The organism is Nocardioides sp. Root240, assembly GCF_001428825.1.
GTDB lineage: Bacteria > Actinomycetota > Actinomycetes > Propionibacteriales > Nocardioidaceae > Nocardioides.
The window spans coordinates 427,539-449,469 of record NZ_LMIT01000011.1 but is presented as its reverse complement, the minus strand read 5'-3'; the positions used below and the strand labels follow the sequence as shown (position 1 = coordinate 449,469).

Here is a 21,931-nt window from a genome sequence, read left to right as displayed (position 1 = left end):
GCGGCGCGGTTGTCGGCGCGGACTTCGTCCGCGCCGCCGCTGACGCGGCCGCCCGGCCCGTGTCAGCGTGTTGCGCGCCGGTGACCCCCTCGAGTGGTCACAGACCGCAGAAAAAACGGCCGGATCTCTGCGGTATGTGCCCACTCGAGGGGGTCACCACGCGCCGCCACCCCCGACCGGCCGCAACCCAGCCGCCGGACCCGACCCACCACCCGACTCGCCCCGTCGCTGCCGCTTGAGGACGCCACCACCGACCAACTGCAGCATCGCGCCGACGATCCCGGAAGGCGACCGACGAACGCGTCGAAGAGCCGAAAGGGCCGACCGTCGGCCCCTCCTCATACGAGGGACCGACGGTCAGTGGTCAGGTGGTCCGGTGGGTCAGCGAACCCGGCCGTAGAAGACCGACGAGGTCCAGATCCGCTCCTTGGCGACCGGGTGGCCCGGGCGCGAGGCGTGCCACAGCATGTGGTGGCCGGCGTAGATGCCGACGTGGTAGACGTGGCCGCCGCTGGTGAAGAACACCAGGTCGCCGCGGCGCGGGTGGCGCACCCGGCGTACGGCGCCGGCCTGGGCGCCCGAGGTGCGGGGCAGGTGCTTGCCGAGCTTGCGGAAGACCCACTGCGTCAGGCCGGAGCAGTCGAAGGCGTGGGGGCCGGTGGCGCCGTACACGTAGGGGCTGCCGGCTCGGCTGCGGGCCTTGGCGACCACGCGGTTGCCGAACCTCTTGCGGTGCGCGATCCGCGCGGCGCGCAGGTCACGGCGGGTGTCGAGGCGGGCCTGGGTGGTCGCGTCGGCGGCGAGGCCGGGGGAGGAGACGGCGACGGTGCGGGTCTCGGCGTGGGAGACCGGGGCCGGGCTGGCGAGGAACGCCGACGTGGCGACCGGTACGACGAGGAGGCGCGCGGCAGCGCGGCTGAAGGTGGTGGACATCGGAGTTTCTCCGCAGCGACGCCTGCGAGAGGTGACCTGTCGGGCTAGGGCTGCTGGTGCCCCGGAACCTGTGGTTCCTTCGCCCCGAGCCGTCCGCGTGCGGACGGCGTGGTGCTCGGTTCTCCCGTGCCCGTGACTACTTCATCGTTGTGCGATGTCGCTCCACGTCGTCACGGGCCTCGGCGCGCGTGGGCGGCCTCCCCGGGTCGGGGAGGGCTGTACGCCACCATTGCCGCATGCTTGCAATAGTTAGCGCAGTGGCCCCGGTCACCTTCCCGGGGTGGCGATCCTCACGTGAATTCACCGTAACGCAGGGCGCGTTCGGCGCTGCTTGCCACAGTTAGCAGTGGTTCCTGTCAGTGTCCCTCGACGTGCGGGTCGGCGAGCAGGTACTGGGTCATCCGGCCCTCGCGCGAACGGTGCGGCCGCACCGGCTCGGGGACCATCCGCCCCTCGGCGGTGTCCCAGAAGCGGTCCACCCGCAGCGCGACCTGCCGCGCGACGCGCCCCGTCACCCCGCGGTGGGGGAGGTAGGGGTGAGGACGCGTCGGCACGTGGCGCTCCGCCCGGAACAGGCGCTCCGCGAGGGCGTCGCGGTCGGCGACGGAGGTGCGGGTCGCGAGGTCGTCGACGAGGCCGCGCTCGAGGGTCCAGAAGGCGTCGAGCTCCTCGCCGACCTCGTGCCAGATCGACGCCCACGGCCGGCGTACGACGAAGGTCGAGCCGTAGAGCTTCGACTTGGTCTGGAACAGCGCCCCCTCCAGGCGCCGGCTCTGGCGGGCGAGCTCCCGGGTGCGGCGGCGGCCGTCGGGCAGGTGGCGCCGGGCGGCCGGGCCGAGCACGGCGTTGACCGCCGCGACGTGCCGGGACGTGCTGGCGAGGAACGGGTCCGTGGCCCGCATCCGGTCACGCGGGAGCTCCCGCGTCGGCCGGCACGCCTCGGCGTCGGCGAGCCGGGTGGTGAGCACGTCGTGGGTCTCCGTGACGGTGTCGGCCAGGGTGTCGACGCCGGGTCCGCTGCTGTCGCTCATGGTGCGCTTCCTTCCCGAGGCCCCCCAATTGCAGTGTGCGCCGGTCCCCGGCGGACCACAAGGGGAGGTCAGAGCGGCCCCACGCCGTGGCGGCGCGGAGTCAGGGACTGCATCATCCGGTGCCGGGGGAGGACCGGCAGGAGGTCGGCCAGCCAGGCCCGGGTCTCGCTGGGGCGCAGCACGACGTCGTACCCGAATCCCTCGGCGCCGCGCACCGCGCCGAGCTGGCCGCGGAACTGCTCGGCGAGCTCCTTGCGGCGCTGGGTGGGATCCTCGGACTCGGCGAGCTCGCGCCGGAAGACCAGCTCGATCGCGGTCTCCGGCGCCATCACGGCGGTCTCGGCGTGCGGCCAGGCCGCGACGAGCTCGGGGTGGAAGGTGCGCCCGCCCGACATGATCACGTAGCCGCCGCCGTAGCCCTTGCGGGCGACGACGGTGAACGTCGGCACCGTCGCCGACCCGAGCTCGAGCGAGAGACGTGCGCTCGATCGAGCCAGCCCGGAACGCTCGGCGTCGGCCCCGACGGCCAGGCCGGGCAGGTCGATGAGCACGAGCAGCGGGATCCCGAAGGCGTCGCAGAGGGACACGAAGTGGGCAGCCTTGTCGGCGGCGTCCGCGTCGAGCATGCCGGCGAGGGCCAGGGGCTGGTTGGCGACGATGCCGATCGGGCGCCCCTCGACCCGGGCGAGCGTGGTGATCAGGTTGGGCGCGAAGGCGGCCTTCAGCTCGACCTCGCTGTCCTCGTCCACGATGCCGGTGATCACCTCGGCCATGTCGTAGGCCTGCCGCAGGCTTGCGGGCACGGCGCTGTCGATGGCTGCGGCGGCGTCGGGCCGGGGCGGTGCGGCGACCTCGCGCGGCAGCTCCGCCTCCGCGTTGGAGGGCAGCAGGTCGAGGTACCAGCGCAGGGCGTCGAGTGCCTCCTCCTCGGTGTCGACCGCGAGGTCGATGGAGCCGTACGACGCCTGCGCGTCCGCGCCGTGGAGGGCCTCCGCGTCCGTGGTCTCCCCGGTGGCCGCCCGCACCAGGGCCGGCGGGGCCATGCCGATGCTCGAGATCCCGCGGACCGCGACGACGAAGTCGCACATCGACGCGGCCAGGGTGGGCTGGCCGTAGCCGGGGCCGAGGATCGCGGCGACCATCGGCACCCAGCCGCTGAGACGGGTCTGCATCTCCTGGATGTCGAAGCCGCCGGCGAAGTCGCGCGCGTCGAGCCCTTCGTGGATGCGGTGCCCGCCGCCGTCGAGGAGCATGACGAGAGGGATGCCGCGCGTCGCGGCAATCTCGGCGCACCGGCGCCACTTCTCGTTGCCGACGAGGCCGTTGCTGCCGCCGGCGACCGTGTAGTCGCTGACCGTGAGCACGACCGGCCGCCCGTCGATCCGCGCCGTGCCGGTGACGATGCCGTCGCCGAGCAGCGGCTCACCGCGAGGGCCGGGCGCCTCGGGGCGGGCGAGGGCGCCGATCTCTCGGAAGGTGCCCTCGTCGACGAGGAGGGCGATCCGCTCCCGCGCGGTCAGCTTGCCGCGGTCGTGCTGACGCCGGACCGCCTCGCCGCGCGCCTCGTCGAGGAGCGCGGCGTGCGCGGCGTGGTGCGGGTGGGGGCCGGTCTCGTTCACCGAGGGGGATCTCAGCTCTTGTTGATCCGGTCGTTGTACGCCGCGCGACCGGTCTGGTCGATGTCCAGGAAGGTGTCGTAGGCGCCGAGGCGACGGTTGAGGAAGTCGCGCAGCCGGCGACCGGTGAGGGTCTGGGTGAAGGTGATCTGGCGCAGCGACCGGGGCAGGTAGACGTCCTTGTGCTTGTGCTCGATCGCCTCGGCGATGCCCCTCGCGACGTCCTCGGGCTCGACGTTCTTGAGGAACTTCGTGCCCTTGGTGCCGGCGATCAGGTCGGTGTTGGTGAACGACGGCATCACGCAGGTGAAGTCGATCCCGCGGCCGCCGAACTCGAGTCGCGCTCCCTCGGTCAGCGCGATGACGCCGGCCTTGTGCGAGCAGTAGTAGAGACCGCCGGGCACCGCCGCCTTGCCGGCCACCGAGGCGACGTTGACGATGTGGCCGCGCCCTTGGGCGAGCATGTCGGGCAGCGCCGCACGCATGCCGAGGGTGGGGCCGAGCAGGTTGATCTCGGCGGCGCGGCGCACCGTGGACTCGGGGATGTCGAGGAAGTGCCCGATCGGCATCACGCCGGCGTTGTTGACCAGCACGTCGAGGCCGCCCATGGCCTGCTTGGCGTCGGCGAGGAAGGCGGCGAAGGAGTCGCTGTCGGTGACGTCGACGTGGTGGGCGGTCACGTCGCTGCCGATCGCGGTCGCCGCGTCCTTCGCGGCGTCGACGTCGATGTCACCGATCGCGACCAGGGCGCCGCGGCGGTGCAGCTCGTCCGCGGTGGCCCGCCCGATGCCGCGACCAGCGCCGGTGATGGCGATCCGCTTGCCGTCGAGGCTGCGGGTTCCGGTCGATGAGCTCATGTCGCCTCCAGGAGTTTTTTTAAGATGGAATCAGAAAGTTCGCGATGTGACAAGGCGAACTCTGGACGTCCAGCATAACTCAAGTTACGGTAGCGTGTGACGCCTCCCACAGGCGGGAATCTCATCCAGCTTCGAAAATCGGAAGGTGCCCCGATGTACCCAGGAGTCCACGCGGCGACGAACCCCGACCACCCGGCCGTCGTGATGACGGGGTCGGGACGGACCATCACCTACGGCGAGCTCGACGACCGCTCGGCGCGGCTCGCCAGCGCACTGCACGCCCTCGGACTGGCCAAGGGCGATGTCGTCGCGATGCTGACCGACAACGCCGCCGAGTGCTTCGAGATCTACTGGGCCTGCCTGCGCTCAGGCCTCTACATCACGCCGGTCAACCGCAATCTCAGTGCCGACGAGATCGCCTACATCGTCGGCGACAGCGGGGCGAAGGCGCTCGTCGTCTCCGCCGCCGTACCGGTCGCCGGACGGGTCCGCGAGCTCTCCCCGCAGGTCGAGCACGCCTTCGCCTTCGGGGGTGACGTCGCCGGCTACGCGTCGTACGACGAGCTGCTGGCAGGCGCCGGTGAGAGGCTCACCGACCAGCCCCGCGGCTCCGACATGATGTACTCCTCCGGCACGACCGGACGCCCGAAGGGCGTGAAGCAGGCCATGCTGCCGATCCAGGTCGACCAGCCGGGCGACCCGATCGCAGGCCTGCTCGGCGGACCGTTCCAGGTCGGACCGGGCGACGTCTACCTGCAGCCGGCGCCGGTCTACCACGCCGCCCCGCTCAAGTGGAGCGGCGCCGTGCACTCCCTGGGCGGCACCGTCGTGATGATGGAGAAGTTCGACGCCGAGGGCGCGCTCGCCGCCATCGAGCAGTACGGCGTCACGTGCGCCCAGTTCGTGCCCACGATGTTCGTGCGGATGCTCCAGCTCCCCGAGGAGACGCGGGCGAGGTACCGGCACGACGCCCTCCGGCTCGCCGTGCACGCCGCGGCGCCCTGCCCGCCCGACGTCAAGCAGGCGATGATCGACTGGTGGGGACCGGTGGTCTTCGAGTACTACGGCTCCACCGAGCAGAACGGCATCACCTTCGTCTCCTCGCCGGAGTGGCTCAGCAAGCGCGGCACGGTCGGCAAGGCGATGATCGGCGTCGCGCACATCTGCGACGACGAGGGCAACGAGCTGCCCGCCGGCGAGGTCGGCACGGTCTACTTCGAGCGGGAGACGCGTCCGTTCGAGTACCACAACGACCCGGAGAAGACCGCGGAGGCGACGCACCCGGTCCACGAGACGTGGACGGCCGTCGGTGACCTCGGCTACCTCGACGAGGACGGCTACCTCTTCCTCACCGATCGCAAGTCCTTCACCATCATCTCGGGCGGGGTGAACATCTACCCGGCCGAGGTCGAGGCCGTGCTCACCCTGCACCCGGCCATCTACGACGTCGCCGTGATCGGCGTCCCCGACGAGGAGATGGGCCAGCAGGTGAAGGCCGTGGTCCAGCTCAAGGACCCGTCGGCGGCGTCGGAGGAGCTCGCCCAGGAGCTCATCGACTACACGCGCGAGCGGATCGCCCACTTCAAGGCGCCGCGCTCGGTCGACTTCATCGCCGAGATCCCGCGCCTGCCCACCGGAAAGCTCGTCAAGCGCGAGCTCGAGAAGCTCTACGTCCCGACAGGAGTCTGACCATGACCGTCACCGAGAACGCCACCGAGGACAGCGCGCCCGAGGTCACCGTGCCGCGCACCTTCCACCCCGACAGCATCTCCGAGCTCTCGTTCTGGGCGCAGACCGCCGAGGAGCGCGAGGTCACCTTCAAGAAGCTCCGGGCCGAGGCGCCGATCAGCTGGCACCGTCCGATCGAGGGCGCCCTGATCCCGTCGGAGAACGAGGGCGTCTGGGTCGTCACCAGCCACGCCCTGATCCAGGAGGTCAGCAAGCGGACCGACCTGTTCTGCTCGGGTCAGGGCTTCCAGATGGAGGAGGTGCCGGAGGACGTCAACGAGGCGGCGGGCAGCTTCCTGGGCATGGACGCGCCGCGGCACCCGGTGATCCGTCGTCTGGTCAGCTCGGCGTTCACCCCGAAGCGGGTCAAGACGATCGAGGACCAGATCAAGCGGCAGGCGCACGACATCGTCACGAACCTGCTCGCGAACCCCGAGGGCGACTTCGTCGACGTGGTCTCCAAGCGGCTGCCGATGTGGACCATCTACGAGATGATCGGCCTGACCGACGTCGAGAAGCGGCTCGAGGCCGCGCACCACGCCGACGGCATGGTGTCGTGGGCCGACGAGGAGGTCGCCGCGGGCCGCGAGCCCGGCGAGGTCCTCAACGAGTCGCTGGTCGGTCTGCTGATGATGGGCATGGAGCTCGCCGAGGAGCGGCGCAACAACCCGCAGGACGACCTGATGTCGGGCCTCGTCAACGCCGAGGTGGACGGCAAGAAGCTGACCGACGACGAGATCGGCGCCTTCTTCGTGCTCCTGTCCGTCGCGGGCAACGACACGACCCGCAACTCGATCAGCCTCACGACCCGCGCCCTCCAGCAGTTCCCGGAGCAGAAGGCGCTGCTCCTCGAGGACTACCAGGGCCGGATCGGTACGGCGATCGAGGAGTTCGTCCGGTGGGCCTCGCCGGTGATGACCTTCCGTCGTACCGCCACCCAGGACACGGTGCTCGGTGGCGCGCAGGTCCGCGAGGGCGACTGGATCGCGATGATGTACTCCTCCGGCAACCGCGACGAGTCGGTCTTCGAGAACGCCGACAGGTTCGACGTGCTGCGCGACCCGAACCCGCACGTCGGCTTCGGGGGAGGCGGTCCGCACTTCTGCATGGGCAACTTCGTCGCCAAGATCCAGCTCCGCGAGATCTTCGACAACCTGCTGCACCGCGCGCCCACCCTCGAGGTCGGGGAGCCCGAGTACCTGGTCGGCAACTTCGTCCGCGCGGTCAAGCGGATGCCCTACACCCTGCGTTGAGCGAGGACACCACCATGACTGAGACCACCGCCGCCACCGGTCACGACGCCGGGCTCGACGACCTGATCGCTCGACTCCGGCGGACGTTCGCCTCCGGGCGGACCCGTTCGTACGAGTGGCGCCGGGCGCAGCTCGAGGGCATCGTCCGCTTCCTCGCCGAGCGGGAGACCGAGATCGCCGAGGCGCTCGCGGCCGACCTGGGCCGCAGCCCGTTCGAGTCGTGGTTCGGCGACATCGCGCCGCCGAAGGGCGAGGCCGAGCTGGCGATCAAGCAGCTGCGCCGGTGGATGCGCCCGCAGCGTCGGCGGGTGCCGCTGACCCAGATGCCGGCGAGTGCGCGGATCCAGTACGAGCCGCTCGGCGTCGCCCTGGTGATCGGTCCCTGGAACTACCCGGTCAACCTCTCGCTCGGCCCGATGGTCGCCGCGCTCGCGGCCGGCAACTGTGTCGTGCTCAAGCCGTCGGAGGTGGCCCCGGCGACGTCGCGCCTGATGGCCGAGGCACTGCCGGAGTACCTGGACACGGACGCCTTCGCGGTGGTCGAGGGCGACGGCCCGACCACCCAGGCCCTGCTCGCGCTCGGTTTCGACCACGCCTTCTTCACCGGTGGCACCGAGATCGGTCGCAAGATCATGGCCGGGGCTGCGGACACGCTGACCCCGGTGATCCTCGAGCTCGGCGGCAAGAGTCCCGCGATCGTGACCGCCGACGCCGACCTCGACGTCGTGGCCCGCCGGATCGCGTGGGTGAAGCTGATGAACTCGGGCCAGACCTGCATCGCGCCCGACTACGTCCTGGTGCACGACTCGGTCAAGGAGCAGCTCGTCGCGAAGATCCGCGAGACGATCGCGACCTTCACCGCGGAGGAGGGGCCGAAGCGGATCGTCAACCGGCGCCAGTTCGACCGCCTGGCGGGTTACCTCGAGAAGACGTCGGGGGTGGTGGTGGAGGGCGGCGTCACCGACCCCGAGGCGTTGACCATCACGCCGACCATCCTGGTCGACCCCGCCGTCGACGAGCCCGCGATGACCGAGGAGATCTTCGGCCCGATCCTGCCGGTCCGCGGGTTCGCCTCGGTCGACGAGGTGATCGGCTTCGTCAACGGGCGGCCCAAGCCGCTGGGCCTGTACGTGTTCAGCAAGGACCGGTCCGTGGCGGACCGGCTGGTCGAGGAGATCCCGGCCGGCGGGGCCGTGGTCAACCACTGCGCGATCCACTACCTCATCCCGAGCCTGCCCTTCGGCGGCGTGGGGGCGAGCGGCATGGGCGCCTACCACGGCGAGTGGGGCTTCCAGGCCCTCAGCCACCGCAAGTCGGTCGCGGTGAAGGGCTTCAGGCCCGACCCGTCCATCGTCTACCCGCCCTACGGGCCGAAGGCGCGCGCCCTGATGCGCAGGCTCTTCTGAGGGCAGCGGCTGCCTACCGCTTGGCGGCAGCCTCGACGTTCTCCAGCAGTCGCCCGAGTGCCCACTGCAGGCGCTCGGGCGGGTGGGCGTCCGAGAGCAGCTCGTAGCCGACCGCCGTGCTCAGGCCCCAGACGGCGAAGCCGGGCGCCAGGTCCGGCCCGACCAGCGCCTCGAGCGCCTCGAGCGCGGCGGCGTAGCGGCCCTCGTCGACCTTGCGCTGGATGGCCCCGACCTTGTCGTCGACGCCGGCCCAGACCCTTATGGCCGCTTCGGCGCGGTGGTTGAACGCGACGACGTTGGAGATCAGCAGCTGCAGGCGCTTGATGGGGTCGGGGTCCTGCCGCGCGATCTCGGCGAGCAGCTCCGTGCGCTCGCGCAGCCAGTTGGCGAGCAGCGAGTCGGTGAAGTCCTGCCAGTTGTCGAACGAGTGGTAGAACGACCCGGTCGTGACGCCGAGCCGCTTGCACAACGGCGCCAGCTTGAGGCCGCCGTACCCCTCCGTGGCGAGGATCTGGTGGGCGGCGTCGAACCACGAGTCGCGCAGGGCCTCGTTGCGGCGTACCTGCCGTTCGGTCATGACTGCTCCTCCCGCTCTGCGCCACATCGTAGGGCGCCCCTCGTTCCGGCCGGCGCACCCCTGTCGCCATAACCTAACTTATGTTACGGTCGACGGGTGACGGAGCGCACGCCGAGTGGCTCCCTGAGGGATGGAGGAGTCCCCATGGCCTTCAAGGATGCGGACGAGGTCCGCCGCTACATCGGTGGCGTCTTCCAGGCAGGCTTCGACGACCCGGAGATCGGGCCGAAGATGGCCGCGACCGGGATCGTGGTGAAGTTCGAGTTCACCGAGCCCGACGCCGCGGTGGTGATCGACATGGGCAAGCAGGAGATCGGCGAGGGCGCCGGCATGGCGGAGCCGGTCGCGACGATGAGGATGACCGCGGACCTCGGCAGCGCCTACTGGCAGGGCAAGGTCAACCTGCCGCTGTCCATGGCTCGCGGCAAGATCAAGGTCGACGGCAACGTCGCCAGCCTGCTCAAGCTGGCCCCGCTCGGGAAGAAGCTCTTCCCGAAGTACGTCGCGACCCTGGAGGCCGACGGCCGCCAGGACCTGGTCGTCGCCTGAGCCGGTCCCCCGGACCGCAACGGACCGCTGCTTCCTGCCGGGCGGCGGTCCGTTGCGATATTCTAATTTGAATTCGATATCAAAGAAGTCCGGCCGTGCGCCGGCGGAGCGAGGAGGCGTCGGCATGGCCGGAGTCGAGGGTCGGGTCGTCATCGTCACGGGTGCCGGGGGTGGTCTCGGAAGGGACTACGCCCTGTTCCTGGCGAGTGTCGGGGCGAAGGTCGTCGTCAACGACCTCGGCGGCTCCCGTGACGGGAGCGGAGCCGGTACGGCGATGGCCGACACCGTCGTCGAGGAGATCCGGGCTGCCGGCGGCCAGGCCGTCGCCAGCTATGACAGCGTCGCGACCGAGGAGGGAGCGGCCGCGATCGTCGCCACCGCGATCGACGCCTTCGGTGCCGTGCACGGGCTGGTCAACAACGCCGGCATCCTGCGCGACACCTCGTTCGCCAAGATGGACGCCGACGCGTGGAAGCTGGTCCAGGCCGTCCACCTCGACGGTGGCTACTTCATGAGCAAGGCGGTGTGGCCGCACTTCCGCGAGCAGGGTTTTGGCCGGATCGTGATGGCCACCTCGACGAGCGGGCTGTTCGGGAACTTCGGACAGGCCAACTACGGCGCCGCCAAGGCGGGCCTCGTCGGTCTGCTGAACACCCTCGCCATCGAGGGGGCCCGCGACGGCATCCAGGTCAACGCCATCGCGCCGATGGCCGCGACCCGGATGACCGCCGACATCGCCCCGCAGGAGCTGCTCGACAAGCTGCCGCCGGCCTTCGTCTCGCCGGTCGTGGCCTACCTGCTGACCGAGGAGTCGACCGAGACCGGCGCGGTCCTCGTCGCGGGCGGCGGGCAGGTCTACCGCGTGGCCCAGTTCCAGAACAAGGGTGCCGCCTTCTCCGAGCCGCCTTCGTTGCGCGAGGTCTCCGAGCGGTGGTCCGAGATCAGCGAACTCACCGACGTCACGGTGGGGCGCAACCCCGTCGGCTGACCTGCCGGCAGGCCCGGGATGATGGGCTCATGCCGCTCACCGTCGTCACCGGAGGAACCCGTGGGATCGGCGCGGCCGTGGCCGCCCGACTGGCAGCGGAGGGACATGACCTGGTCCTCGGCCACCGCAGCGACACGGAGAGCGCGGCGGCCACCGTCGCCTCGGTCCGCGAGGCGGGCGTGCGCTGCGTCTCGGTCGCGGGCGACCTCACCACTGACGAGGGGATCGAGGCGCTCCTCTCGGCCGCGGACGAGCTCGGTCCGCTGACCGGGCTCGTCAACAACGCAGGCGCCACCTACCGGTTCGCCCCGCTCGCCGAGACGCCCGCCGACGAGGTGCGCCGCACGATCGAGGTGAACCTGACGGCACCGATCCTGCTCGCTCGCGCAGCCCTCCAGCGCCTGGACCGCGGCGGGGTGATCGTCAACATCACCTCCGGTGCGGCGACGATCGGCTCGCCGGGGGAGTACGTCCACTACGCCGCGGCCAAGGCCGGTCTCGACCTGCTCACGCGTGGCCTGGGCCTCGAGGTCGCCGACCGCGGCATCCGGGTCGTGGCGGTGGCACCGGGACTCATCGCGACCGAGCTGCACGCGACGACGGGCGACCCCGGCCGGGTGGACCGCATGGCCCCCCAGATCCCGCTCGGCCGCGCCGGGCAGCCGGCCGAGATCGCCGACGCCGTCGCGTGGCTGATGAGCGAGGCGGCGTCGTACGTCACGGCGACGACGCTGCGGGTCGCCGGCGGACGATAGTCCCGGGGCACCCGCACCGAATTCGTCCGCGGAACGGTGCTCTGGGTCAGGGACCACCGCAGCGCGAGGGCTCAGGGGAGCCCGGTCACCGCGATGTCGACGTCCTCGCGCTCGGTGCGGAAGGTGTTGGCCGGGTGGCTCGGATCGGCGTGCCCGAGCGAGACGGCGCACACGATCGAGCGGTCCTCGGGGATCGCCAGCTGGTCGCGCACGACGTCGGCGTACATCGCGATGGCGGCCTGGGCGATGGCGTTGACGCCCAGCGCCTCGGCCGCGTTGAGCAGGTTGGCGACGTAGCCGCCGCAGTCCATGACGCCGTAGGTGCCGAGCGCCTTCGGGCTGGTGACGACGGCGACGTGCGGCGCTCCGAAGAACCGGAAGTTCTCCAGCATCTGCAGGACCCGGCCCTCCATGTCGTCCCGCGCCACGCCGACGGCCGTGTAGAGCGCGCCGCCGCAGGCGCGGCGGCGGTCCTGGTAGGCGCCCTCGTAGCGCTCCGGGCCGGGGATGTCGGGTTGCTCCGGCCCGGCGGGCACGCGGGCCACGAGCCGCTCCGACAGCGCGAGGGTGTCGGCGCCGCTGAGCAGGTGGACCTGCCAGGCCTGCGAGTTGCACCACGACGCCGTGCGCTGGGCCATCGTGAACATCCGGCGCAGGGTCTCGGGTGCGACGGGGTCGGGCAGGAAGCCGCGGCAGCTGTAGCGCGACGCGAGCACCTGCTCGAGGGCGTCGGCGGCGTCGCTCGTGATGGTCTCGATGCTCATGATGCCTCCAGTGTCCCGGCCCCCGGCTCGCGAGCGCTGCCGGGGTAGCGTGCCACGCGGACGAACAGCGCCTCGGCCTCGACGTACGTCGTGGAGCCGTGGAACAGCCGGCCGTGCAGGAAGCTCTTGCGGCCCTCCGTGCGCCGGGTTCGGATCTCGCAGTGCACCGGCTCGTCCACCGGCGTCAGCGCGCGGTAGCTGACGTCGAGGCGGGCCGTCCGGGCGATCCACCCGTCGGCCATCTGGGTGCGGCCCATCAGCCCGTCGATCGTGGTGGCCAGGTGGCCGCCGTGGACGGCGCCACCGCCCCCGACGTACCAGCGGCTGAAGCGGACGGTCGCGTCGAGGGTGCCCGGTGCCTCGGTGTGCACCTCGACCGCCGGGACTGCTGCGAGCCCGTGGTCGTCCGCTCCGTGCAGCTGGCCGTAGGGGACGCTCGATGCGGGTGCGTGACGCTCCGCGAGGGCGGTCCTCCACCGCCGGAGGTCGGCGGCCAGGCGTGCGGTCCCGGCTGGGTCGGGGGAGGACCCGGCGAATGCGTCGAGGAAGCCGCGCAGCTCGCCGAGCAGGGCGACGTACGACGCCTCGTCGAAGTCGTCGGCCGGCTCCAGCAGGGTGAAGGGCCAGGTGCCGCTGGTGGACAAGGTCGCTCCCGTTCAGGCCAGTGCGTCGAGGGTGGCGTGGTCGTCGAGGAACGCGCCGATCCGGCCGATCGCGGCAAGCGTGTACTCCCGCGGCTGCAGCTCGGGCTCGAAGCGGTTGCCGCCGAGGGTGAACAGCCCGAACGCGAAGGCGTGCATGGGCTGCTGTCGGTAGGCGAGCCAGGCGGCGTCGTACGACGGCGCGTCGACGCCCGCGTCGCGCAGGCGTGCCAGGTAGGTCCGCAGCAGGTCCTCCTCCCACTCGCGGCGGTCGGCGGGTTCGAGGGCGCCGGCCATCGCGTAGGAGTAGTCGAGCGCCCAGTGGCCGCGCGCGACGCACTGCCAGTCGTAGAGCCCCATGCGGCCGTCGGGATCGCGCAACCAGTTGCCGAGGTGGAGGTCCTGGTGGAGCAGTGTCTCGGGACCGCGCGCGTGGAGATCCAGCGCACGATGAAAGGCCGGGTAGACCTCCGCCCGCCGTGCCGTCATCCTCTCCGGGAGAACCTCGAGCGCGCGGTCGAACCCGCGCAGTGTCCGGGCGCGGAAGGACGCGCGCCGATCCAGGTCGTCCTGCCAGCGCCGGGCCGGCTTGAGGGCGCTGAGGTCCGCGGAGAAGCGCGGACTGGCCCAGAAATCGGCGTGGTACGACGCCAGCTCGGCGACCATGTCCTCGGCGTCGGCGCGAGTCACGGTGTTCTGCTCGGGGTCGGGGAAGGTCCAACCCGCCACGGAGAGGTCCTCGAGCAGGACGAAGGAGCGGCGGCTGCGGGGGTCGAAGCCGGCGTGGAAGGCGCGCGGGCTGCGCAGCTCGAGCCCGGGGCGGGCGCGGTTGTAGAAGAGCGCCTCGCCCTCGGCGATGTCCGTGAGCCCGAGCAGGATGCGGGAGAAGAGACCGGCCGCTGCCTTGCTGAAGAGGCGCGTCGGAAGGCCGGCGGCCCTGCCGGCCTCGTTGTAGGTGACCCGCAAGGCGCGGCGGGAGGATGTGCCGTCACTCCCACCGAGGATCTCGACGTCGGTCACCGTGGCGCCGGCCGCTTCGCCGCAGAGCACCTCGGTGAGCCATGCGGTCGTGACGGCCTCGGCTCGCGGGGGTACGGCGCCGGGCCGGTCCAGCCGCGGCGGCGGACCCACGCGCTCGAGGGCCACGGTGGCCGCGACGTGGCCGACCATCGAGGCGACGGAGAGGGTGTCCCTGAGTGCCACGGCGCTCCTACTTCCCGCCGGCGATGTCACGACCGATGATCTCCTTCATGATCTCGGTCGTGCCGCCGTAGATCGTCTGGATGCGGGTGTCGACGTAGGCCTTGCCCACGGGGTACTCCCGCATGAAGCCGTAGCCACCGTGCAGCTGCAGGCAGCGGTCGACGACGCGCTTCATCAGCTCGCTGACGTACCACTTGCCCTTGGCGGCCTCGACGGGCGTGAGCCTGCCCTCGTTGAAGGCCAGCACCGACGCGTCGACGTAGGCCTGCGCGACGTCGAGCTCGGTCTCCATCTCGGCGAGCTCGAAGCGGGTGTTCTGGAAGTCGATCAGTCGCTTGCCGAAGGCCGTGCGGTCCTTGAGGTAGGCGATCGTCTGGTCCAGGGTGACCCGCGCCGTGGTGATCGACTGCGCGACGACGCCGAGCCGCTCGCGCGGCAGGTGGCTCATCAGGTACTTCAGGCCCTGGCCCTCCTCGCCGAGCAGGTTCTCGGCCGGGACGCGGGCGTCGGTGAAGTACAGCTCGGCCGTGTCCTGGGCGGGCAGGCCGATCTTGTCGAGCTTGCGGCCGCGCTCGAAGCCGGGTGTGGAGTCGGCCTCGACCATCAGCAGGCTGAAGCCGTTGGAGCCGCCCTCGGGGTCGGTCCGCACGGCGAGCACGATCAGGTCGGCCATGATGCCCGAGGAGATGAACGTCTTCTGGCCGTTGACGACCCAGTGGTCGCCGTCCCTGCGGGCCGTGGTCCGGATGCCCTGGAGATCGCTGCCGGTGCCGGGCTCGGTCATCGCCAGCGCGCCGATCAGCTCGCCGGCGGCGAACCTCGGCAGCCAGCGCTTCTTCTGCTCCTCGTCGGCACGACCGAGCAGGTAGGCCAGGAACAGGTCGTCCTGGAGGCCCAGCGTGACGCCGAAGGAGATCGCGTTGGCCCGGGCGACCTCCTCGCTGACCACCAGCCGGTAGCGGTAGTCGGTCACGCCGCTGCCGCCGTGCTCCTCGGGGATCTGCAGTCCGTAGACACCGGCCTCGGCGGCGGCCTTGAAGACCTCGCGGGGGATCCACCTGTCGTCGTCCCACTGGTCCTTGTGGGGGACCACCTCGCGGGTGAGGAACTCCCGCACCGTCTCCCGGTAGGCCTCGTGGTCCTCGTCGTAGAGGGTGCGCTCCATGGTCGTGCTCCTCTCAGAGTCGCTCGATGATGGTGACGTTGGCCTGGCCGCCGCCCTCGCACATGGTCTGGAGGCCGTAGCGGCCACCGGTGCGCTCGAGCTCGTGGAGCATCGAGACCATCAGGCGGGCGCCGGTCGCGCCGATCGGGTGGCCGAGCGCGATCGCACCGCCGTTCGGGTTGACCTTGGCGGGGTCGGCGTTGAGCTCCTTGTTCCACGCCAGCACGACCGGCGCGAAGGCCTCGTTGATCTCGACCACGTCGATGTCGTCGATCGTCAGGCCGGCCCTCTTGAGGGCGTACTGGGTGGCCGGGATCGGCGCCGAGAGCATCATGACCGGGTCGTCGCCGCGGACCGAGGCGTGGTGGATGCGCGCTCGGGGGGTGAGGCCGTGCTCCTTGACGGCGGCCTCGGAGGCGATGAGCAGGGCCGCGGAGGCGTCGGAGATCTGTGAGGCCACGCCGGCGGTGAGGATGCCGTCGGGGGTCAGCGTCTGCAGCTCGGCCATCTTCTCCCGCGTGGTGTCGCGGCGCGGACCCTCGTCGACGCTGACGCCGGCGAAGGGGCTGATCTCCTTCTCGAAGTACCCGGCGTCGATCGCGGCGAGCGCGCGCTGGTGGCTCTGGTAGGCCCACTCCTCGCAGTCGTCGCGGCTGATCTTCCAGTGCTCGGCCATCATCTCGGCGCCCCGGAACTGGGAGATCTCCTCGCCCGGGAAGCGCGCCTGCCAGCCCTCGGAGCCGGTCCACGGGTCGGTGGAGCCGAACGGCTCACCGGCGCCGAACGCCGAGAGGATCGGGAACTGGGACATCTTCTGGACGCCACCCGCGATGACCAGGTCCTGCATGCCGCTCTTCACGCCCATGGCCGCGAACGACACGGCCTGCTGGGCGGAGCCGCACTGGCGGTCGATGGTCACGCCGGGGACGCTGATCGGGAAGCCTGCGGCGAGGGCCGACGTGCGGGCGATGTCGCCGGCCTGGGCGCCGATGTTGTCGAGACAGCCGAGCACGACGTCCTCGATCAGCGACGGGTCGACCCCGGCGCGCGCCACGAGCTCCTTGAGGGAGTGGGCGGCGAGATCGGCCGGGTGGACGCCGGCGAAGCCGCCCTTGCGGCGACCGACGGGTGTGCGCACCGCTTCGACGATGTAGGCCTCGGACATGTGTTCCTCCTGCGTTGACGTTCTTGAATCCAGACTATAATTTAGTTTTGATTCAAAATCTACGCGGAGCGAGGCGGTTCACGGTGAAGGTCTACGACGGGTTGGCGGCATTCGCCCAGGCGGAGGGGGACGTTCTCGGCACCTCGGACTGGATGGTCGTGGAGCAGGAGCGGATCGACCGGTTCGCCGAGGCGACGGGGGACCACCAGTGGATCCACGTCGATCCCAAGCGGGCGAAGGAGGGGCCGTTCGGTGCGACCATCGCCCATGGCTTCCTGACCCTGTCGCTGCTGCCCCCACTGCTGAACTCGCTCTACCGGGTCGACGGCGTCGCGATGGCCGTCAACTACGGCCTCGACAAGGTCCGCTTCATGGCGCCGGTCCGCGTGGACAGCAAGATCCGCGCGACGGCGAAGGTCCTGACGGTCACGCCGCTGGAGGGCGCAGTCCAGGCGGTGCTCGAGACCACCTTCGAGATCGAGGGCTCCGAGAAGCCGGCCGCGGTGGTCCAGTCGATCGTGCGGTACTTCGGATGACCGGCCTCCTGGAGGGGCGCTCCGCCATCGTCACCGGAGCCGCCCAGGGCATCGGTCTGGCGATCGCCACGGTCCTCGCCGAGCACGGTGCTCGGGTGAGCATCGCCGACCTCGACGGTGAGAAGGCCGCGGCAGCCGCGGCCGGCATCGCGGGGGAGGCGCGAGGTGTCGCGTGCGACGTCACCGACGAGGCCAGCGTCGCAGGCCTGGTCACCGGTGCGGTCGAGGCGTACGGCGGGCTCGACGTCCTGGTCAACAACGCGGGGATCACCCGGGACGCGTCCCTGAGGAAGATGACGCTCGAGAACTTCCAGGCCGTGGTCACGGTCCACCTGCAGGGCACCTGGCTGGGCATCCGGGCGGCGAGTGAGGTGATGCGCGAGGCGAGGGCCGGCAGCATCATCAACATCTCCTCGATGTCGGGCAAGGTGGGCAACCCCGGCCAGACGAACTACAGCGCCGCGAAGGCCGGCATCGTCGGCATGACGAAGGCGGCTGCCAAGGAGCTCGCGCACCACGGTGTACGGGTCAATGCGATCCAGCCCGGCCTGATCCGCACGCCGATGACCGAGGCCATGACGCCGGAGGCCTGGGCCGCGACGGAGGCGACCATCCCGATGCGTCGCGCGGGCGAGCCGGAGGAGATCGCGAACGTGGTCGCCTTCCTGGCCTCCGACCTCGCGAGCTACATGACCGGAGCGGTGCTCGAGGTGTCCGGCGGGAGGGGCATGTGAGCGCCACCGTGCAGCCGGACCCGTGGGTGGCCCCGGTGCGGCTCCAGGTCGCCGACGGCGTCGCCACCATCACCCTCGACCGTCCGGACGCGATGAACGCGGTCACCACGGCTCTCGCTGTCGCGCTCGAGCAGGCGCTGCGGTCGGCCGGCGCGGATCCCGCGGTCCGGGTGGTGCTGATCCGTGGAGCAGGCGGCAACTTCTGTGCCGGCGGTGACTTCGAGGAGGTCCAGCGGCTGCGGGCCGAGGGCCCTGATGCGCTGCGCACCCTGTTCCGCTCCTTCCGGGATGCGTGCGCCGCCGTGGGTGAGATCTCCCAGCCCGTCGTCGCTGCCGTCGAGGGCGTGGCGATGGCCGGCGGCTTCGAGCTGATGCAGGCCTGCGACGTCGTCCTCGTGCGTCACGATGCGCGGATCTCGGACAACCACGTGAACTTCGGCATGGTGCCCGGTGGCGGTGGGTCGCAGCGACTGCCGCGCATCGTGGGCCACCAACGGGCGCTCGGACTCCTGCTGTCGGGGGACCGGATCACCGGTGTCGACGCCGTCGAGTGGGGCCTGGCCTACCGCTCGTACGCCGCCGACTCGTTCGACCGTGACGTCGAGGAGTTCGTCGCCCGCATCGCGAGCAGGCGCCCGGACGCCGTCCAGGGCATCAAGCGGCTGGTCCACGAGGGCCTCGGCGGGGACCTCGACACAGGTCTCGACCTGGAGATCGACGTCGTCGTCGCGCACATCGCCGGTGACGCAGGAGGAGCGAGCGTCTCGTCGTTCGCGGGGCGCAAGCAGGACACCAAGGAGCACACGCAATGACCGCAATCGTGACGGAGGGCCCGGTCCTCCTCGACATCGCCGACGGCATCGCCCGGATCCGGCTCAACCGGCCCGAGGCCTCCAACGCCGTCGACGCCGACCTGCTCCGTGTCCTGCACGGCGTGGTGCTCCGCTGCCACGCGGAGCCGGGCGTCCGGGTCGTCGTGCTCAGCGGAGAGGGTCGCAACTTCTGTGCCGGCGGTGACGTCAAGACCTTCCTCGGCAAGGGGGAGGGGCTGCCGGACTACCTCCGCGAGGCGACGGCCTGGCTGCAGCTCGCGACCGCGGCGCTGATCCAGCTGAAGGCGCCCGTCATCGCCCAGGTCCAGGGCTTCGCCGCCGGCGGCGCCGGGTTCGGCTTCGTGTGCGCCGCCGACCTGGTGGTGGCCGCGGAGGGATCGAAGTTCTTCTCCGGTGCGGTCCGGGTCGGCATGGCCCCCGACGGCGGTACGACGGTCACCCTGGCCCGCATCGTCGGTCTGCGCCGGGCGCTGGACATCCTGCTCACCAACCCGACGCTCACCGCGACCGAGGCGCGCGACCTGGGCATCGTGAGCCGCGTCGTGCCCGACGAGGAGCTCGCCGCCGCCGTCGACGCGCTGGCGGCGGACCTCGCCGCCCAGCCGCCCCTCGGCCTGGCCGCGACCAAGCGGCTGGTGTGGGACGGGCTCGGAGCCACCGTCGCCGAACGGATGCCGGAGGAGGCGCGTGTCGTCTCGGAGCTGTCGGGCACGGCCGACAGCCTCGAGGCGCTGTCGGCCGTCATCGAGCGCCGCCCCGGCGTCTACCGGGGTCACTGAGGTGGGCGACGAGGCGACCGTCCTGGTCGAGGACCGCGGAGCGGTCCGCATCGTCACGCTCAACCGGCCGGAGGTGAAGAACGCGATCAACCTCGCGCTGCGCCACGCGCTCGCGGACGCGATCGAGGCCGCGGACGCGGACCCGGGGGTGCGGGCGATCGTGCTCACCGGCGCCGATGGCGCGTTCTGCTCCGGAGGTGACATCGCCACGATGCAGCGCGCGCCGCGCCACGAGACCACGGCGCGCGCGCAGGCCGCACAGCGCGTCGTCCGGGCGATCTGGCACACGCCGAAGCCCGTCGTGGCGGCGGTCGAAGGACCGGCGTACGGCGCCGGCACGGCCCTGGCCCTCGCCTGCGACCGGGTGGTCGCGGCGGCCGACGCGACCTTCGCCACGACGTTCACCAGCGTGGGGCTCGCCGGTGACATGGGGATCTTCTCCTCGCTGCCGACCCGTGTCGGCGCCGCCCGCGCCCGGCAGATGCTGATGCTGGGCACCAAGGTCGGGGGCGACGAGGCGGGGGCTGTCGGACTGGTCGACCGCGTGACCGGGGCGGGGGAGGCCCTCGCGGCCGCTCTGGAGGACGCTGCCCGGCTCGCTGCCGGCCCGCCGCTCGCCCTCGGCGTGATCAAGCAGATGCTGTCCGGCGAGCCGCGTCATCCGCTCGCCGTGCTCGACCTCGAGGTCCGCAACCAGACGATGCTCTGGGACAGCGACGACTTCGCCGAGGGCGTGTCCGCCTTCGCCGAGAAGCGTCGCCCTGTCTTCGGAGCGACGACCACCCAGGAGAGCTGATGCCCGTCCTCACGACGTCGTACCTGCCGGCCGACAACTCGCCCGGACTCGTCGAGCTGACCGTCCCCGCGCTGTTGGCTCAACGGGCGGCCGAGCACCCCGACCGCCTGGCTCTCGTCGGCACCCGGCACGGCGACGGGGCCGAGGTGCGGCTGACCTACGCCGAGCTCCACGACGAGGCGGCTCGGGTCGCGACGGCCCTGCGCCGCCTGGCCCGACCCGGCGACCACGTCGCGCTGTGGGCGCCGAACGTCGTGGAGTGGGTGGTGCTCCAGCACGGTGCCGCCCTGGCGGGTGTCGTGCTCGTCGCCCTGAACCCGGTGCTCCGGCTCGCCGAGCTGGAGTACGCGCTCGACCACTCGCGGGCGAGCGTGCTCCTGCACGCCGACCGCAGCCGCGACCACGACATGGCCGCCGTCGCGCAGGCGGCTGCCGCAGGACGCCCCCACCTGCGGGTGGTCAGCCTGGCCGACCGCGCGACCTGGCAGGCGCAGGAGGCCGACCCGGTCGTGGTCGGGTCGGCACCGACCGACCCTGACCTGCCGGTGATGCTGCAGTACACGTCCGGTACGACGGGCAACCCCAAGGGCGTCCTGCTCCGTCACCGCTCGTTGGTCAACGTGGCGCGCCTGACGGTGGAGTACGTCGACGTGCCCGCCGGTGCGGTGACCATCAACCCACTGCCGATGTTCCACACGGCCGCCTGCGTGATCGGGACGCTCGGCCCGCTGTGGCTCGGTGGCACCGAGGTGCTGGTCGAGCAGTTCGCCGCGCTCCCGGTGCTGGAGACGATGCGGCGCGAGCAGGTCGAGGTGCTCTTCTTCGTGCCGGCCGTCCTCGGTGCGCTCCTCGAGGCCCAGCGGGCCTTGGACCAGCCCCCGCCGCGCCTGGCGGTCGCGCTCGGCGGCGCGTCGAACCTGCCCGCGACGATGATCGAGGCCACCGAGCAGGTGTTCGGGGCCGCGGTGACGAACCTGTTCGGTCAGACCGAGCTCGCGCCGGTGCTCACGGCGACCCGACCGGGCGACACGCGCGAGGACAAGCTGCGGACGGTGGGGCACCCGCTGCCGCACGTCGACGTGAAGGTCGTCGATCCCGCCAGCGGTGAGGTGGTCCCGATCGGCGTGGCCGGGGAGATCTGCGCCCGCGGTTACCAGCAGATGGTCGAGTACCTCCACGACCCGGCCGCGACCGCGGCCACGGTGGACGCCGACGGCTTCGTGCACATGGGCGACCTCGGCAGCATGGACGAGCGCGGTTACCTCACGCTGACCGGGCGGCTGAAGGACATCATCATCCGCGGCGGGGAGAACATCGCCCCCGCGGGCGTCGAGACCTGCCTGGCCGAGCACCCGGCCGTCGTCGGCGCGACCGTCTTCGGCCTGCCCGACGACCGGATGGGGGAGGTCGTCGCCGCTGCGGTGCACCTGCGCGAGGACGTGACGGAGGCCGAGCTCGTCGCGCACTGCCGCGAGCGGCTGTCGCCGTACAAGGTCCCGACCCGGTGGTTCGTCGCGGGTGAGCTCCCGGTCACGCCCACCGGCAAGGTCCAGAAGTTCCGCCTGGCCGCCCTCGTCGGGACGCCGGCGTTGCGCGAGCTGACCATTTAATCTAATCTGTAT

At 71.4% G+C, this 21,931-nt stretch carries 22 protein-coding genes; 12 read left to right on the top strand and 10 right to left on the bottom strand.

Annotated features, from left to right (window positions below):
• Positions 1-381: 381 nt before the first annotated feature.
• The 4 genes from ASE20_RS16190 to ASE20_RS16175 form a co-directional block, all read right to left on the bottom strand.
• Positions 382-933, bottom strand: a complete 552-nt coding sequence (locus ASE20_RS16190) for a C40 family peptidase (RefSeq protein ID WP_056895577.1) — start codon at positions 931-933, stop codon at positions 382-384.
• Between the two features lie 356 nt (positions 934-1,289).
• Positions 1,290-1,964, bottom strand: coding sequence for a hypothetical protein (locus ASE20_RS16185; RefSeq protein ID WP_056895576.1), 675 nt, complete (start codon positions 1,962-1,964; stop codon positions 1,290-1,292).
• A gap of 68 nt (positions 1,965-2,032) precedes the next feature.
• A complete protein-coding gene (locus ASE20_RS16180; RefSeq protein ID WP_056895575.1) occupies positions 2,033-3,583 on the bottom strand; it encodes an acyl-CoA carboxylase subunit beta in 1,551 nt (516 codons plus the stop codon).
• 11 nt (positions 3,584-3,594) lie between these two features.
• The gene (locus tag ASE20_RS16175) at positions 3,595-4,437 is read right to left on the bottom strand and encodes an SDR family oxidoreductase (protein ID WP_056895574.1); all 843 of its coding nucleotides are present in this window, start codon (positions 4,435-4,437) and stop codon (positions 3,595-3,597) included.
• 153 nt (positions 4,438-4,590) lie between these two features.
• Here ASE20_RS16175 and ASE20_RS16170 point away from each other — a divergent pair, with 153 nt between their 5' ends.
• From ASE20_RS16170 to ASE20_RS16160, 3 genes are read left to right on the top strand one after another with little or no spacing between them, the layout of a single operon-like run.
• Positions 4,591-6,126, top strand: coding sequence for an acyl-CoA synthetase (locus ASE20_RS16170; protein WP_056895573.1), 1,536 nt, complete (start codon positions 4,591-4,593; stop codon positions 6,124-6,126).
• 2 nt (positions 6,127-6,128) lie between these two features.
• Positions 6,129-7,418: a cytochrome P450 gene (locus tag ASE20_RS16165; protein ID WP_056895572.1), complete on the top strand. Its 1,290-nt coding sequence runs from the start codon at positions 6,129-6,131 to the stop codon at positions 7,416-7,418.
• A 14-nt stretch (positions 7,419-7,432) separates the two neighbouring features.
• Entirely contained in the window at positions 7,433-8,824 is a 1,392-nt protein-coding gene (locus ASE20_RS16160) for an aldehyde dehydrogenase family protein (protein WP_056895571.1), read from the top strand.
• Between the two features lie 13 nt (positions 8,825-8,837).
• Here ASE20_RS16160 and ASE20_RS16155 read toward each other — a convergent pair whose 3' ends face one another.
• A complete protein-coding gene (locus ASE20_RS16155; RefSeq protein ID WP_056895570.1) occupies positions 8,838-9,401 on the bottom strand; it encodes a TetR/AcrR family transcriptional regulator in 564 nt (187 codons plus the stop codon).
• A gap of 144 nt (positions 9,402-9,545) precedes the next feature.
• Here ASE20_RS16155 and ASE20_RS16150 point away from each other — a divergent pair, with 144 nt between their 5' ends.
• From ASE20_RS16150 to ASE20_RS16140, 3 genes are all read left to right on the top strand, one after another.
• Positions 9,546-9,950, top strand: a complete 405-nt coding sequence (locus tag ASE20_RS16150) for an SCP2 sterol-binding domain-containing protein (protein ID WP_056895569.1) — start codon at positions 9,546-9,548, stop codon at positions 9,948-9,950.
• 124 nt (positions 9,951-10,074) lie between these two features.
• Positions 10,075-10,938 (top strand): SDR family oxidoreductase, encoded by an 864-nt coding sequence (locus ASE20_RS16145; RefSeq protein ID WP_056895568.1) that lies wholly within the window; start codon positions 10,075-10,077, stop codon positions 10,936-10,938.
• Positions 10,939-10,967: 29 nt separating this feature from the next.
• A complete protein-coding gene (locus ASE20_RS16140) occupies positions 10,968-11,693 on the top strand; it encodes an SDR family NAD(P)-dependent oxidoreductase (RefSeq protein ID WP_056895567.1) in 726 nt (241 codons plus the stop codon).
• A 71-nt stretch (positions 11,694-11,764) separates the two neighbouring features.
• Here ASE20_RS16140 and ASE20_RS16135 read toward each other — a convergent pair whose 3' ends face one another.
• From ASE20_RS16135 to ASE20_RS16115, 5 genes are read right to left on the bottom strand one after another with little or no spacing between them, the layout of a single operon-like run.
• On the bottom strand, positions 11,765-12,457 hold the full coding sequence (locus ASE20_RS16135; RefSeq protein ID WP_157538481.1) for a nitroreductase: 693 nt from the start codon (positions 12,455-12,457) through the stop codon (positions 11,765-11,767).
• The gene (locus tag ASE20_RS16130) at positions 12,454-13,101 is read right to left on the bottom strand and encodes a hypothetical protein (RefSeq protein WP_056895566.1); all 648 of its coding nucleotides are present in this window, start codon (positions 13,099-13,101) and stop codon (positions 12,454-12,456) included. The genes ASE20_RS16135 and ASE20_RS16130 overlap by 4 nt, the downstream gene beginning before the upstream one ends.
• 12 nt (positions 13,102-13,113) lie before the next feature.
• Positions 13,114-14,301 (bottom strand): phosphotransferase, encoded by a 1,188-nt coding sequence (locus ASE20_RS16125; protein WP_056895565.1) that lies wholly within the window; start codon positions 14,299-14,301, stop codon positions 13,114-13,116.
• 7 nt (positions 14,302-14,308) lie between these two features.
• Positions 14,309-15,466 (bottom strand): acyl-CoA dehydrogenase family protein, encoded by a 1,158-nt coding sequence (locus ASE20_RS16120; protein ID WP_056895564.1) that lies wholly within the window; start codon positions 15,464-15,466, stop codon positions 14,309-14,311.
• Positions 15,467-15,479: 13 nt separating this feature from the next.
• Positions 15,480-16,631, bottom strand: coding sequence for an acetyl-CoA C-acetyltransferase (locus tag ASE20_RS16115; protein ID WP_056895563.1), 1,152 nt, complete (start codon positions 16,629-16,631; stop codon positions 15,480-15,482).
• A gap of 83 nt (positions 16,632-16,714) precedes the next feature.
• Between ASE20_RS16115 and ASE20_RS16110 the strand changes: the two genes are divergently transcribed.
• Genes ASE20_RS16110 through ASE20_RS16085 form a run of 6 tightly spaced genes read left to right on the top strand, consistent with a single transcriptional unit; the run spans position 16,715 to position 21,919 of the window.
• Positions 16,715-17,167: a MaoC family dehydratase gene (locus tag ASE20_RS16110; RefSeq protein ID WP_056895562.1), complete on the top strand. Its 453-nt coding sequence runs from the start codon at positions 16,715-16,717 to the stop codon at positions 17,165-17,167.
• Entirely contained in the window at positions 17,164-17,901 is a 738-nt protein-coding gene (gene fabG, locus ASE20_RS16105) for a 3-oxoacyl-ACP reductase FabG (protein ID WP_056895561.1), read from the top strand. Before ASE20_RS16110 ends, fabG begins: the two co-directional genes overlap by 4 nt.
• On the top strand, positions 17,898-18,713 hold the full coding sequence (locus ASE20_RS16100) for an enoyl-CoA hydratase/isomerase family protein (protein ID WP_200952832.1): 816 nt from the start codon (positions 17,898-17,900) through the stop codon (positions 18,711-18,713). Before fabG ends, ASE20_RS16100 begins: the two co-directional genes overlap by 4 nt.
• The gene (locus ASE20_RS16095) at positions 18,710-19,513 is read left to right on the top strand and encodes an enoyl-CoA hydratase/isomerase family protein (protein WP_056895560.1); all 804 of its coding nucleotides are present in this window, start codon (positions 18,710-18,712) and stop codon (positions 19,511-19,513) included. The genes ASE20_RS16100 and ASE20_RS16095 overlap by 4 nt, the downstream gene beginning before the upstream one ends.
• Position 19,514: 1 nt before the next feature.
• The gene (locus ASE20_RS16090; protein ID WP_056895559.1) at positions 19,515-20,309 is read left to right on the top strand and encodes an enoyl-CoA hydratase/isomerase family protein; all 795 of its coding nucleotides are present in this window, start codon (positions 19,515-19,517) and stop codon (positions 20,307-20,309) included.
• The gene (locus ASE20_RS16085) at positions 20,309-21,919 is read left to right on the top strand and encodes a class I adenylate-forming enzyme family protein (RefSeq protein WP_056895558.1); all 1,611 of its coding nucleotides are present in this window, start codon (positions 20,309-20,311) and stop codon (positions 21,917-21,919) included. Before ASE20_RS16090 ends, ASE20_RS16085 begins: the two co-directional genes overlap by 1 nt.
• Positions 21,920-21,931: the final 12 nt, after the last annotated feature.

What these genes read in the sequence shown, in the direction of transcription:
- ASE20_RS16190 (WP_056895577.1), bottom strand. Translation starts at nt 933, where the DNA reads ATGTCCACCACCTTCAGCCGCGCTGCCGCGCGCCTCCTCGTCGTACCG.
- ASE20_RS16185 (WP_056895576.1), bottom strand. Translation starts at nt 1,964, where the DNA reads ATGAGCGACAGCAGCGGACCCGGCGTCGACACCCTGGCCGACACCGTC.
- ASE20_RS16175 (WP_056895574.1), bottom strand. Translation starts at nt 4,437, where the DNA reads ATGAGCTCATCGACCGGAACCCGCAGCCTCGACGGCAAGCGGATCGCC.
- ASE20_RS16170 (WP_056895573.1), top strand. Translation starts at nt 4,591, where the DNA reads ATGTACCCAGGAGTCCACGCGGCGACGAACCCCGACCACCCGGCCGTC.
- ASE20_RS16165 (WP_056895572.1), top strand. Translation starts at nt 6,129, where the DNA reads ATGACCGTCACCGAGAACGCCACCGAGGACAGCGCGCCCGAGGTCACC.
- ASE20_RS16160 (WP_056895571.1), top strand. Translation starts at nt 7,433, where the DNA reads ATGACTGAGACCACCGCCGCCACCGGTCACGACGCCGGGCTCGACGAC.
- ASE20_RS16155 (WP_056895570.1), bottom strand. Translation starts at nt 9,401, where the DNA reads ATGACCGAACGGCAGGTACGCCGCAACGAGGCCCTGCGCGACTCGTGG.
- ASE20_RS16150 (WP_056895569.1), top strand. Translation starts at nt 9,546, where the DNA reads ATGGCCTTCAAGGATGCGGACGAGGTCCGCCGCTACATCGGTGGCGTC.
- ASE20_RS16145 (WP_056895568.1), top strand. Translation starts at nt 10,075, where the DNA reads ATGGCCGGAGTCGAGGGTCGGGTCGTCATCGTCACGGGTGCCGGGGGT.
- ASE20_RS16140 (WP_056895567.1), top strand. Translation starts at nt 10,968, where the DNA reads ATGCCGCTCACCGTCGTCACCGGAGGAACCCGTGGGATCGGCGCGGCC.
- ASE20_RS16135 (WP_157538481.1), bottom strand. Translation starts at nt 12,457, where the DNA reads ATGAGCATCGAGACCATCACGAGCGACGCCGCCGACGCCCTCGAGCAG.
- ASE20_RS16120 (WP_056895564.1), bottom strand. Translation starts at nt 15,466, where the DNA reads ATGGAGCGCACCCTCTACGACGAGGACCACGAGGCCTACCGGGAGACG.
- ASE20_RS16115 (WP_056895563.1), bottom strand. Translation starts at nt 16,631, where the DNA reads ATGTCCGAGGCCTACATCGTCGAAGCGGTGCGCACACCCGTCGGTCGC.
- fabG (WP_056895561.1), top strand. Translation starts at nt 17,164, where the DNA reads ATGACCGGCCTCCTGGAGGGGCGCTCCGCCATCGTCACCGGAGCCGCC.
- ASE20_RS16095 (WP_056895560.1), top strand. Translation starts at nt 18,710, where the DNA reads ATGACCGCAATCGTGACGGAGGGCCCGGTCCTCCTCGACATCGCCGAC.
- ASE20_RS16085 (WP_056895558.1), top strand. Translation starts at nt 20,309, where the DNA reads ATGCCCGTCCTCACGACGTCGTACCTGCCGGCCGACAACTCGCCCGGA.